The organism is Variovorax humicola, assembly GCF_037889915.1.
Classification (GTDB): domain Bacteria; phylum Pseudomonadota; class Gammaproteobacteria; order Burkholderiales; family Burkholderiaceae_C; genus Variovorax; species Variovorax humicola.
The window spans coordinates 171,684-183,872 of record NZ_JBBKZV010000001.1; the positions used below are offsets into that span (position 1 = coordinate 171,684).

12 protein-coding genes and 1 tRNA gene are annotated in these 12,189 nt (G+C 65.1%); 5 read left to right on the forward strand and 8 right to left on the reverse strand.

Going from position 1 to position 12,189, the window contains the following annotated elements:
• Positions 1–28: 28 nt before the first annotated feature.
• Positions 29–985: a LysR family transcriptional regulator gene (locus WKW80_RS00755; RefSeq protein WP_422822833.1), complete on the reverse strand. Its 957-nt coding sequence runs from the start codon at positions 983–985 to the stop codon at positions 29–31.
• 145 nt (positions 986–1,130) lie between these two features.
• Positions 1,131–1,283: a hypothetical protein gene (locus WKW80_RS00760; protein ID WP_340361623.1), complete on the reverse strand. Its 153-nt coding sequence runs from the start codon at positions 1,281–1,283 to the stop codon at positions 1,131–1,133.
• A gap of 309 nt (positions 1,284–1,592) precedes the next feature.
• On the opposite strand from WKW80_RS00760, the gene WKW80_RS00765 reads away from it, so the two are divergent.
• A complete protein-coding gene (locus tag WKW80_RS00765) occupies positions 1,593–2,030 on the forward strand; it encodes an acyl-CoA thioesterase (protein WP_340361624.1) in 438 nt (145 codons plus the stop codon).
• A 30-nt stretch (positions 2,031–2,060) separates the two neighbouring features.
• On the opposite strand, the gene WKW80_RS00770 is transcribed toward WKW80_RS00765, so the two are convergent.
• The 4 genes from WKW80_RS00770 to WKW80_RS00785 form a co-directional block, all read right to left on the reverse strand.
• Entirely contained in the window at positions 2,061–3,122 is a 1,062-nt protein-coding gene (locus WKW80_RS00770) for an MBL fold metallo-hydrolase (protein WP_340361625.1), read from the reverse strand.
• Positions 3,123–3,251: 129 nt separating this feature from the next.
• On the reverse strand, positions 3,252–3,632 hold the full coding sequence (locus WKW80_RS00775) for a hypothetical protein (RefSeq protein WP_340361626.1): 381 nt from the start codon (positions 3,630–3,632) through the stop codon (positions 3,252–3,254).
• A gap of 93 nt (positions 3,633–3,725) precedes the next feature.
• Positions 3,726–4,013: an acylphosphatase gene (locus tag WKW80_RS00780; protein ID WP_340361627.1), complete on the reverse strand. Its 288-nt coding sequence runs from the start codon at positions 4,011–4,013 to the stop codon at positions 3,726–3,728.
• A 187-nt stretch (positions 4,014–4,200) separates the two neighbouring features.
• Complete coding sequence (locus WKW80_RS00785) at positions 4,201–4,656, reverse strand: hypothetical protein (protein ID WP_340361628.1); 456 nt, start codon at positions 4,654–4,656, stop codon at positions 4,201–4,203.
• Between the two features lie 501 nt (positions 4,657–5,157).
• On the opposite strand from WKW80_RS00785, the gene WKW80_RS00790 reads away from it, so the two are divergent.
• The 4 genes from WKW80_RS00790 to greB all read left to right on the forward strand — a co-directional run bounded on the left by WKW80_RS00790 (position 5,158) and on the right by greB (position 9,640).
• Positions 5,158–7,149: a hybrid sensor histidine kinase/response regulator gene (locus WKW80_RS00790; RefSeq protein WP_340361629.1), complete on the forward strand. Its 1,992-nt coding sequence runs from the start codon at positions 5,158–5,160 to the stop codon at positions 7,147–7,149.
• Positions 7,150–7,316: 167 nt separating this feature from the next.
• Positions 7,317–8,819 carry a patatin-like phospholipase family protein gene (locus WKW80_RS00795; protein WP_340361630.1) on the forward strand — a complete coding sequence of 501 codons (1,503 nt, stop codon included), beginning with the start codon at positions 7,317–7,319 and terminating at the stop codon, positions 8,817–8,819.
• Positions 8,820–8,922: 103 nt separating this feature from the next.
• Positions 8,923–8,999: transfer RNA gene (locus tag WKW80_RS00800), tRNA-Arg, on the forward strand.
• A 59-nt stretch (positions 9,000–9,058) separates the two neighbouring features.
• Positions 9,059–9,640 carry a transcription elongation factor GreB gene (gene greB / locus WKW80_RS00805; RefSeq protein WP_340361631.1) on the forward strand — a complete coding sequence of 194 codons (582 nt, stop codon included), beginning with the start codon at positions 9,059–9,061 and terminating at the stop codon, positions 9,638–9,640.
• Here greB and WKW80_RS00810 read toward each other — a convergent pair.
• The gene (locus WKW80_RS00810) at positions 9,604–11,892 is read right to left on the reverse strand and encodes a RelA/SpoT family protein (protein ID WP_340361632.1); all 2,289 of its coding nucleotides are present in this window, start codon (positions 11,890–11,892) and stop codon (positions 9,604–9,606) included. The two genes, greB and WKW80_RS00810, sit on opposite strands and share 37 nt — an antisense overlap.
• Positions 11,893–11,985: 93 nt before the next feature.
• Complete coding sequence (gene rpoZ, locus WKW80_RS00815; protein WP_213955086.1) at positions 11,986–12,189, reverse strand: DNA-directed RNA polymerase subunit omega; 204 nt, start codon at positions 12,187–12,189, stop codon at positions 11,986–11,988.

Genomic DNA, 12,189 nt, shown 5'->3' on the forward strand with positions numbered 1-12,189 from the left:
CAACACTCCCGCAGCGTTCGCCGTGCGGCTACAGCGCGCCGGGAATGCCCTGCAGCAGGTGCGCCAGCAAGGCGTTGGCCGCCGGCGAAAGATGGCGGCCGGCATGGGTCATCACATGCATGTGGCCGCGGTTGAGGATGGGATTGGCCATCGGCAGCGCGACCACGTCCGGCATGTGGATGCGCGCGGCGAACGGCGCGCTGGCGGTGGTCAGCGCGTAGCCCAGGCCTGCATTCGCGAATTGCCACAGCACCTTGAACGAGGAGGCAATGAGCACGTTGTGCAGTTGCACCTGCTCGCTGATCTCCGCGGCGCGCACATGCTGGCGCACGCCGAAGGACTCCAGCATGGCGGCGCCCGGATACGCCAGCAGGTCACTGAGCAGCAGCGGCCGGTCGATGTGCGTGAGCGGATGGGAGCGGTGGACGATGGCCTGGATCGGCGTCGATGCGGTGAGATGGTGCGAGCGCAGCCGCACGTCCGGCGGCGGCTGGAAGACCACGCCGATCTGCACCTTGTCCTCCAGCAGCAGTGCGACGCTCTCGGCCGTGCTGGCAACGTTCAGCGTCAGGGTGACCTGCGGATGCGCGCGCAAGTAGTCGGCGACCAGCGGATCGAAGAAAAGATCCAACATGCCTTCGCCCAGCACCAGGTCGACATGGCCGCGACTGGCATTGCGCAGGTTGTCGATCTCGGCGAAGAAGGTGGCCTGCACGTCGAGCTGCCGCCGTGCGTAGGTGGCCAGCAGCAGGCCGGCATCGGTCGGCACCACGCCGCGGCCGCGGCGCTCGAGCAGGACCATGCCGCATTCCTTCTCCAGCTGCGACGCCGCCCGGCTCACGGCCGATGCCTCCACCCCCAGTTGTTCCGCAGCCGCGCGCACCGAGCCGCTGGCGACCACCTGCCGGAAGTAGTGCACGCGGCGCCAGTCGAGCGGCTCCGGCACACCGCGTGGCGCGGGAGAGGGCGGGCCCTTGATGCTCACCTCCACGGGCCTCGCCCTGGTTCGAGACTTGTTCGAGATCGGGCAGCGCGCAGCTGCGGCTGAAGTCGCCCTCGGTTGGCCCGTAGAAGGGGAAGTAGGCGAACCAGGCCTTGCCCGCCAGAAACTCGATCTTGCTGCCGTCGAATCAGCGGTCGTTCCCGTCCTTGTAGGCGCCCAGGCAGGCGGAGCCCACGCCGGGCGTGGTGCGCATCACCATGCCCGCGATATTGCCCACCGGCATCTCGATGACCACTGGCGACGGCGGCTGCCTGCACTGCAGCCGCCGGTCGGGTCGCAAGGTGGAGGGGATGGTTCATGGCGCGTCTCTTCGTCGAACGAGTATCGCAGCCGTGGCCCGTGTTGCGGCTTGGTCGGCCGGCGCTGGCCAGGTCAGCGAAATGCGCCGTCCGACTCGGGGCACGGGCGTCTCGAAGGTATCCCCCTCTTTCTGCGTGGTGCGAACGCGGGCACAGTCGTGTTCTCATTGCCAGAATCGCAAATCCGCCGCCGCCCTCCTGGCTGCGCCGAACCCGCATGACAAACGACCTGCTTCTCTCCCGACCCCACCTCGACTTCCCGCTCTTCGACACGGGGGAGGCCTGATCAGATGGACACGCCCTTGCGCCACCGCCGCGCCGCCTATCGGCACTTCCACGACATCACGACGCGCTGGATGGACAACGACGCCTATGCCCACGTCAACAACGTCGTCTACTACAGCTGGTTCGACACGGTGGTCAACGCCTACCTGCTGGAGCGGCGGGTGCTCGATTTCAAGGCCAGCCCCGCTGTCGGGCTCGTGGTCGAAAGCGGCTGCAAGTACTTCGCTTCGATCGCCTTCCCGGACATCGTGCGCGCCGGGCTGCGCGTTGCGCACATCGGGCGATCCAGCGTGCGCTACGAGGTGGGAGTGTTCGCGAACGACGATGACGAAGCGGCCGCGCAAGGCCATTTCGTGCATGTCTACGTCGATCGCCTCACGCGCCGACCGATGGCCCTGCCAACCGATCTGCATGAAGCGGTCGCGGCCATCGCCGTGCAGTGACCGTGCCGCGGCGGTCGACGCAACCGTGGTTCACGCCCGCCGATACCACGCCCGCCCGTCGGCATCCAGTTCCTTGAAAGCGCGTCCTGCGTGCACGAGGTAGTTGAGGCAAGCGATGCCTTCGCCCGTCGCCATGCCGAACACGGGCATCTGGCTTTCGTCGATAGGTCGGCCGAAGAGCGTGGTGAAGACGTCCACCGCGCGCTGGGGCGACACGAGGGTCGCCTCGAGCTTGTCGAGCGCACGGTGTTGCGACGACGCCAGGTAGTCGAGGCGCGCATGCAGCCCGTGGAAGCATTCGTTGTGCGCGGGCAGCACAAGGACGTCGTCGGGCACTTCCCGGCGGATCTTCGCGAGCGACGCAAGCCAGTCGGCCATCGGATTGGCGTTGGGTTCCGTCGGAATGACGGACACGTTGGACGAGATGCGCGGCAGCACCTGGTCGCCCGAGATGAACAACTTGAGCGCCGGGCAATAGAGGCATGCGTGCTCGGGCGAATGCCCATTGCCGGTGACGACACGCCAGACGTTGCCGTTGATGCGCAATTCCATCCCGTCGCTCAGGCGTTCGAACGCGTCGGGCAGCGTGTGGATCTGGTGGCCGAACCTGCCGAACCGCGCACGATACGACTCGATGGCGTGCTCGCTCCAGCCCGCCTCGCGGTAGAACGCCAGCGCTTCGGGTGGCGCCTCGCGTCCGCTGTCCGATGACATCACGCGGCAGGTGAGGTATTCGAGCCGCGTCATCCACAGGCGCGCACCGAGCTTGCGCGTGAGCCAGCCCGCCATGCCGATGTGGTCAGGGTGCATGTGCGTGACGACGATCCGCTTCAGCGCGCCGCGCTCCGGATGGTTGGCAAACAGCTCGCGCCAGACGGCGGCTGTCTCATCGTCGCGGATGCCCGTGTCCACCAGCGTCCAGCCGTCGCCGTCGTCCAGCGCCCACAGGTTGATGTGGTCCAGTTTGAAGGGCAGCGGCATGCGGATCCAGCGCACGCCCGGCGCCACTTCGATCACGCTGCCGCGTTCGGGCGCGGACTTGAAGGGATATTTCAGGACGGGCTTTTCATCGCTTGAGACGGTCGCGTTCATGGGTTCTCCGTGGGATCGGGATCGAGTTTCTCAAAACAATCCCGATGCGGGTGACCCATGGCCCAAAAGGGCGATCGGTGCTTCGATGCGCCGTCGCGACGCCGCCTCACCGGCGTCGCGTGTCTTCCATCAGCGGCTCGGCGCCGGCGCCGGGACCGGCGTCACGGTCTCCCTGACAACACCGCCGCCCATCACGCTGCCACTGGTCGTCGTGGTGCCGCTGGCGCCACTGCCGGTGCCGCGCACGCGTGCCTCGCAGTCGGCACGCTCATCGGCAGGCAGCGCCTGGCATCGTGCCGACGCATTCACGTCGGCGGTTGCGCCGGGTTGCGTCAGGCCGCCACGGGCCGCCTCCTGGCGTGCTGCACCGGCCTCCCGGCGACAGGCCGCCGGGTCCTGGCGTGGATCGCAACCCGCGCCCGTGGTCGACTGCGACCACGCGGCGCCGCAAGTCGCGAGGCCCGCAACCGCCAACAACAGGGAACCGGCCGATGCGCGAAAAGTTTTCACCTGAATCTCCTTGTGTGCGGATGCAGCATGCCTCCGTCCTCATGACGGGCTGTAGGCACAAGCCGCTTCTTCGGCGAAGGGTTCGGCATGTCGCTACAGCGTCTCGCGCGGCTCGAATCCTTCCAACATCTTCGCCGGCCCAGGCGCCTCCATCACTTCCACGCGGTCGACGCGTGCGTCCGGCGGACCGCGCCGAGCCCAGGCAATCAGTGCATTCACGGCAGCAGCGTCGCCAGAGGCGAAGGCCTCCACCGTGCCGTCGCGCCGATTGCGCACCCACCCGCGCACGCCCAGTTGCTCGGCGGCCTGGACCATGGACCAGCGATAACCCACGCCCTGAACCTGGCCGTGGACGCTGAGTTGCTTGTGAATGGCTGCCATGCGCCGCTCCTATGAAAGCGCAGCGTCTATCGTACGCGTCAAGTCCGGCGATGGCTTCGAACCGATAACGCCGGCCAGCGCCGCCGATCAGGACGCGGCGCGATCGACAGATCTTGATCATGGGATTGACTCCCAACGCGGCCAACCAGCGAACGGCTCGGCGGCAACGCCCGCAGACAAGTCGGGCTCAGTCGTCGTAGCCTCGATAACGGGTGCCGCTGCGCGCTGCTGTGATCACGAGTGCGGTCAGCAGTGAACTCGCAATCGACGCGATCCAGACGGCCTTGACAGGTTCGTCGGCGATGAGCTTCGAGCAGTACTCGCCGGTGCGACTGAACTGCGTTCTCCAGTCGATGATCTTCCTGCCGGTTGCGTTGACGGCGTCCTTCGCATACGCGCGTCCCGTCTCGGCCGCATCGTCCGACACCTTCCTGGCCTGGTGCGCGATGCCTGCGGCCTTGGCCAGGGCATCGCGTCCCAGCGCCTTTGCGTCGTGCCCCGCTGCCTCCAACGAGGTGAATGCTTCGCGCCCGATCGCCGCGGCGTCGCTCGTGACTCCCTGCGCTGCGTCAACGGCATCTCGGCCGGTTTGCCTTGCATCCTCTGCAAGCTGTTCGGGGGATTTGGTGTAGTCGTGTTCCATGTCGATTCCTTTTGAGGTTGCCAATCGGGGTCGCCTATCGCCGCCAAACCCGTAATCTCGCGCCCCCGCAAACATGGGGCGTGTGAGACTGCAGCAGCGACCGGCGTAGGCGGGGACCGGACCTGGTTGCACATCTTGCCGGCTTGCGGCGAACTCGGCGAGCCCAGACTCGCTTTTTCCCTCTCGACATTGGGCCATGTAGGAGAAACGCCTGTTTCGGCGTCTCTGGTTCAATCCCGGCATGCGGATTGCGTGCGGTGCGGCAATGAACGTGTCCGCGGTTGCGGTCGCCCGGATACGTGCACCGTTGTCTCCTCCACCTTCTTGGTGGCCTTGTCCCCGGGGCCTTGTGCCTCGGGGACTTCTTTTTTGCCAAGTGGGAATGCAGGCCGCGCCCGTGTCGGACAACCCCGATAGTGAAAAGCTCCTTCATCACGCAGAATCAAGCATCCAGGAACAGCCTGACGCCCCCTTCCCGCGCATCGGCAATAACGAGTCACCATGGACGCCCCATCGAAGCCAGACGGCGAGGAATCGAGCGTGGCGCTTCCCAGCGAACATCGCTTCCAACTGCTGGTCAATGCGATCAAGGACTATGCGATCTACCTGCTGGATGCGCAGGGACGCGTCAGCAGCTGGAACACAGGTGCGGAGCGCCTCAAGGGCTATACAGCCGAGGAGATCGTCGGCGAGCACTTCTCTCGTTTCTATACGCCCGAGGACATCGAAACCGGACTTCCCGCGCGCGCCTTGAGGCTTGCCCGCGAGCAGGGAAAGTTCGAGGCAGAGGGTTGGCGGGTCCGCAAGGATGGCACGCGGTTCTGGACCAGCGTGCATATCGAGCCTGTCCTGGGGGAAGGCGGCGAGTTGATCGGATATGCAAAGATCACGCGCGATCTGTCGCAGGCAAGGTATTCCGAACAGGCGCTCTATGCGAGCGAGCAAAGGTTTCGCCTTCTCGTCGAAGGTGTGCGCGACTACGCCATCTACCTGCTCGATCCCGCTGGTCGGGTGACCAACTGGAACGCCGGCGCGCAATTGATCAAGGGCTATACCGCGCACGAAATCCTGGGCCAGCATTTTTCACGCTTCTACACGCAGGAGGACCAGCGCAACGGCGTACCCGCCCGGGCATTGCAAACGGCGCTGGCCGAAAAGCGTTATGAAGCCGAGGCCTGGCGCGTGCGCAAGGATGGATCGCGTTTCTGGGCCAACGTCGTGATCGACGCCATATTCGACGAGGCAGGCCAGCATGTCGGCTTTGCCAAGATCACGCGGGACTTCACCGAGCGCAAGAAGGTGCAAGAGGAGATTGACCGTGCGCGCGAGGCACTCGCACATGCGCAGAAGCTCGAAGCCGTCGGCAGGCTTACCGGAGGCGTTGCGCATGACTTCAACAACTTTCTGACGATCATCCGTTCCTCTGTGGAACTGCTTCGAAGAAGTGGCGCCGATGAAGAACGCCGCGAGCGATACATCCGTGCGATCGCGGAAACGGCGGATCGCGCCGCGCTCTTGACGAAGCAGCTTCTTGCTTTCGCACGGCAGCAGCCGCTGCGACCGGAGGCTTTCGGAATTGCCCAGCGCGTGCGCGCGATGGAGCAGGTCGTCGAGACGATGTTGGGATCTGCGGTGAAAGTGGAGTTCGACGTGGGCGCGCCGCTCGACGCTGCCCTGGCCGACCCCACCCAGTTCGACACGGCCCTGTTGAACATCGTCATCAATGCGAAAGACGCCATGCCCACGGGCGGAAGACTGAAGATCACCGTGCGCAGCGTGGAAGAAGTGCCCGCGGTCCGGCGCCATGCACCTGTCAAGGGCGCCTTCGTGGCCATTTCGATAGAGGACAGCGGCTCCGGGATCGAGCCGCTCACGCTCAGCCGGATCTTCGAGCCCTTTTTCACGACCAAGCCCGCGACCAAGGGCACGGGGCTTGGCTTGAGCCAGGTCTACGGATTCGCCAAACAGTCCGGAGGCGAGATCGACGTGCGCAGCCGCGTGGGTGAGGGCACGTGCTTCACCCTCTACCTTCCTCGGGCGGCCGGCTTTGGCGATCCCGCGGTGCAGAGCAGCACACCGGATGCGCCTCGGCAAACGCTCAAGCTCACCGTCCTCCTGGTCGAGGACAACGATGACGTCGGCCAGTTCGCCTCAGGGCTCCTGTCCGCCGTGGGCCATGCAGTCGCGCGCGCGTCGAGCGCGAAGGACGCCTTGAAGATCCTTGAGGAAGACTGCCAGAAATTCGATCTGGTGTTCTCCGACGTCGTGATGCCGGGGATGGATGGCGTCGATCTCGCAAAGGAAATACGCTCTCGATGGCCCGACCTTCCTGTCGTCTTGACGAGTGGCTACAGCCACGTCCTCGCCCTCGAGGGCAACCACGACTTCGCCCTGTTGCAAAAGCCGTACTCCATCCAGGAGCTCGAGGCGTTCCTGGATCGCGCCGTTCCGAACTCCAATCGGCGCTCAAGCCCACATGGGCACGTTGGGTGAGAAAGCGGGAAGCGGTCCGATCAAGATGCCCGTCGATGTCATTGCGCTACGGGGTGTCGCCGTTCACCCGCGGCGGTGCAATGTTGCATAGACGCGTTTGTCCGTAAGCTCGCGCGGGGGCTGCCGTGAGCACGGCAGCGCAACGGCAGCTTCTTGAGGTATTTTTCATGAACTCGTTTGCAGCACGGTCCTGGCGTCGTAGGGGTGGGTTGGGATGTGGGTGGGCGGCGGCTTGCGCCGTTGTGCTGCTGGCCGGCTGCAACTCGATGGCGCCGATCAATCCGCCGATCGAGCACGTGGACAAGGCCCGGGGCTACCGCGTCAGCAACCTGCTCAAGCACAGGAAGGCGAGGTCCAATGACATCCCGACGCTCTTCGTCCTGACTTTCTCCGGAGGTGGAACGCGCGCCGCCGCTTTCTCCTATGGCGTGCTGGAAGAACTGCGGCGGACGAATGTGCTGGTCCATGGCACGCCGCGCAATCTGCTCTCGGAGGTGGACCTGATGACGGGTGTATCGGGTGGCAGCTTCACTGCGCTGGCCTATGCCCTCTACGGCGACCGGCTCTTCTCGGAGTACGAGTCGCGCTTCCTCAAGCGCGATGTGCAAGGAGCGCTCACCTCCCGCACACTGAACCCCGCCAACTGGTTCAAGCTGGCCAGCGCGGACTACGGCCGGTCCGAGCTGGCGGCCGACTACTACGACGAGATCCTCTTTGGGGGCGCCACCTTCGACGACTTGCTCACCAAGCCGACGCCAGTGGCAGCCGTCACCGGCACCGATCTTTCGACCGGCGCGCGCTTCCAGTTCTCGCAGGACCACTTTGACCTGCTGTGCTCGGATCTCGGCAAGGTGCGGCTGGCGCGAGCGGCCGCCACCTCGTCGGCGGTGCCCGTGGTGCTTTCGCCAGTGACCTATCGAAACTATGGCGGCCACTGCGGTGCCGTCATGCCGGCGTGGGTCAGGGATGTCACCGATCCGGTCAGCCGGGCTCGCCCGTCGGGTCGGGCATTGCTGCGCTACCAGGATATGCAGGCCTTCGAGGACAGCGCGAATCGGCCGTACCTTCACGTCGTGGATGGTGGCGTCGCGGACAACCTCGGCCTGCGCGGCGTGATCGAGGCGCTCGAAGAGGTCGAGGCGAGCCAGGCCTACCAGAAGGAAATCGACTTCAGGATCATCCGGCGCATCGTCGTGATAGTCGTGAATTCCCGATCGGCGCCGGCCACCAACTGGGATCGCAGCCCCCGGGCCCCGGGCATCATCTCCCAGGCGTTGCAATCGTCGAGCGTCCCGATCGACCACTTCTCCTACGAGTCGGTAGAACTGCTGAACGACATCGCCCAGCGCTGGGCCGACGCGAGGCGCTTGGAGATTGCCGAAAAGCGCTTGGCCGGCATGTCCAGGGCGCAGGCCGAAGCCGAAGTGCCCGACCTTCGCTTCGACGCGATCGACGTGAGCTTCGATTCCATCTCCGACGCGCAGGAGCGCCGCTACTTCATGGAGCTGCCGACCAGCTTCGTGCTGTCCGAAGAAGCGGTCGACAAGCTTCGCGCGCTCGCAGGGCGGCTGCTGCGCGAGTCACCTGGATATCGTGACCTGATCGACACTGTGGAGCGCTCAACCGCACCTGCATCCGCACCTGCGCAGCGCGCGGCACGGGAGCGATAGCCCCGGAGTCGGGCGGCAGACATTCGCGATTCTTCTGGCCCAATCTTTTTCCAGATCACGAATCGGGAAAGCACAAAAAGTGCATGCTATAATCGCAAGCTGTGCGGCTGTAGCTCAGTTGGATAGAGTACTTGGCTACGAACCAAGGGGTCGTGGGTTCAATTCCTGCCAGCCGCACCACTCTTCAAAGGCCCGCAACGAAAGTTGCGGGCCTTTTCCTTTTGGAGCAGCGTTGCATCATGAGCAAAGCATTCACCAAAGAATCCGACGCCGATGAAGATGACGACGGCGCAGACGGTGGTCTACCGGCGCTTCCACCGGGCAGCAAGAACTACATCACGCCGCAGGGCTATGCACGGCTGCGCGATGAACTTCTCAACCTGATGGACGATGAGCGGCCGAAGGTGGTCGAGGCGGTGCACTGGGCAGCGAAGAACGGCGACCGCTCCGAGAACGGCGACTACCTCTATGGCAAGAAGCGGCTGCGTGAAATCGACCGGCGCATCCGCTTCCTGACCAAGCGGCTCGAGGTGGCCGAGGTAACGGATCCCTCTGTTCATCATGGCAACGATCAGGTTTTCTTTGGTGCGACGGTGGAGTACGTCGACAACTCGGGCGAAGAGCGCTGCGTCACCATCCTCGGCATCGATGAGGCCCAGAGCCAGCACGCGCAGGTGAGCTGGATTTCGCCGATCGCCCGAGCACTGCTCAAGGCGCGTGAAGGCGACGTGGTCAAACTCGTCACGCCGCGCGGCGCGCAGGAAATCGAAGTGAGGTCGGTGCGTTACCCGGCGCCTGGCGTCGTCGGGTCGACCGAATAGGGCGCCGGCACCACGCGGTTCGCGGCCAGCACCGAGGGCGTGCGCTTCACGGCGCGCAGCACCGCGTCGAGATGCGCGCGGTCTCGCACCGCGATAACGAAGCGCAGGTCGGTCGAGTCCTGCGGCGTTTCATCTGCCATCTCGACGTGCGTGATGTCGGCTTCGGCTTCGGCAAGCGTGGCGGCAACGCGCGCGAGAACGCCCTTGTCGTTGCGTACCGTGATGACCACGCCAGTCTCGAAGGTGCGGACGGGCTCCTCGGCCCATTCGACCGCGAAGAAGCGTTCGCTGTCGCGATGTCGAAGGCGCTGCCCGACGCCGCATTCATCGGTGTGCACGACCAGACCTTCGCCGTGGCCCAGGTAGCCGACGATGGAGTCGCCCGGAATGGGTCGGCAACACAACGCAAATCGCACCGACGAGTTCTCGCTGCCGTCGAGCGTGACGCCGCCTTGCGAGAGAGTCTCGTGCGCCGTGAAGCGTTCGCGCGTGAGCAGCAAGGCGTCGGGCTTCTCGCCGCCCTCGACCAGCAGGAACATGAGGCGCTTGGCAACGATGCTCGCGATGCGGCGGCCCAGGCCGATGTCGGTCATCAACTCGGAGCGTGATCGGTTGGCGGTGAAGCGCAGCAGCTTTTCCCAGATGGCCTGGTATTCGCCATCTTCCGGCGGCACCTTGTTGCGGCCTTCGGCCCGCAGCGCCTGCGCCAGCAACTTCTCGCCGAGTCCTTCGGATTCGGCGTGGGCCAATGTCTTGAGATAGTGGCGGATCTTCGAACGCGCGCGGCCGGTGCGAACGAAGCCAAGCCATGCCGGGTTCGGCGTCGACACGGGCGCCGTGATGACTTCCACCACGTCGCCGTTCTTGAGTTCGGTGCGCAGCGGCACCTGGTCGCCGTTGATGCGGGCGGCCGACGTGTGGTCGCCGATGTTGCTGTGGATGGCATAGGCAAAGTCCACCACCGTGGCACCGCGCGGCAAGGCGAGGATCTGGCTCTTGGGCGTGAACACATAGACCGCGTCGGGGAACAGGTCGACCTTGACGTGGTCCCAGAACTCGGCGGCGTCGCGCGTCTCGTCCTGGATGTCGAGCAGCGACTGCAGCCACTTGGCGCCCAACCGCTCGCGCGAGGGCGAGGAGTTGTCGGTCGCCTTGTAGAGCCAGTGTGCGGCCACGCCCGATTCGGCGACCACGTGCATGGCCTCCGTGCGCAACTGGAACTCGACGTTGACGCCCGACGGACCGACCAGCGTGGTGTGCAGCGACTGGTAGCCATTGAGCTTGGCAATCGCGATGTGATCCTTGAACTTGCCCGGCAGCGGCTTGTACAACTGGTGCAGGATACCCAGGCCGGTGTAGCAGGCGATGACGTTGGGCACGATCAGGCGAAAGCCGTAGATGTCGGTGACCTGGGCAAAGCTCAGGTGCTTCTCATCCATCTTGCGATAGATCGAATAGAGCGTCTTCTCGCGGCCGGCAATGCGCACGCCAATGCCGGCGGCGGCGAACGCGGTTTCAAGCTCGCGCTGGACCTTCTGGATCAAATCGCGGCGGCGGCCGCGGGCCTTGGCAACGGCCTTCGACAGGATGGCGTAGCGCCATGGCCGCAGGTGCCGGAACGAGAGCTCCTGCAGTTCGCGATATGTCTGGTTCAAGCCCAGCCGATGCGCGATCGGCGCGTAGATTTCGAGCGTCTCTCCCGCAATGCGCGCCCATTTTTCGCGCGGCGCGTCGTCCAGCGTGCGCATGTTGTGGGTGCGGTCGGCCAGCTTGATGAGGATCACGCGCACGTCGCGCGCCATCGCCAGCAGCATCTTGCGAAAGGACTCGGCCTGGTTCTCCTCGCGGGTGTTGAACTGCAGCTTGTCGAGCTTGGTGAGGCCGTCGACCAGTTCGGCCACCGGTGCGCCGAAGCGCTCGATCAACTCGGGCTTGGTGACGCCGCAGTCTTCGATCGCGTCGTGCAGCAGCGCCGCCATGAGGGCTTGCGCATCGAGCTTCCACTCGGCGCATTGCGCGGCGACCGCAATCGGATGGGTGATGTAGGGCTCGCCGCTGTTGCGCAACTGTCCGAGGTGGGCCTCGTCGGCGAAGCGGTAGGCGCGGCGGACCAGTTCGGTGTCTTCCGCACCGAGGTAGTCGAGCCGGGCGGTCAGGGCGGCGAAGCTCGCCGCGGCGGCGTTGAGGGCAGCCGGGCTCGGCCGAGCGGTACCCGGCGGGGTGTTTGGCTCGGGTTTGGCGACTGCGCTCATAGCCCTAACTTTAGCGTGCCATTCGAGGGCGGGTCACTGCCCACAAAAAAGGCACCGCAAGCGGTGCCTCTATGCGAGAGCGGGGCAAGAAGATCAGCCCGGCACCTTCTTCAGCATCTCGAGGCCGATCTTGCCTTCGGCGATCTCGCGCAGTGCGGTCACGCCCGGCTTGTTCTTGCTCTCGATCTTGGGTGCGTGGCCCTGGCTCAGCATGCGGGCGCGATACGTTGCGGCCAGCACGAGCTGGAAGCGGTTCGGGATCTGAAGCAGGCAGTCTTCGACGGTAATGCGGGCCAT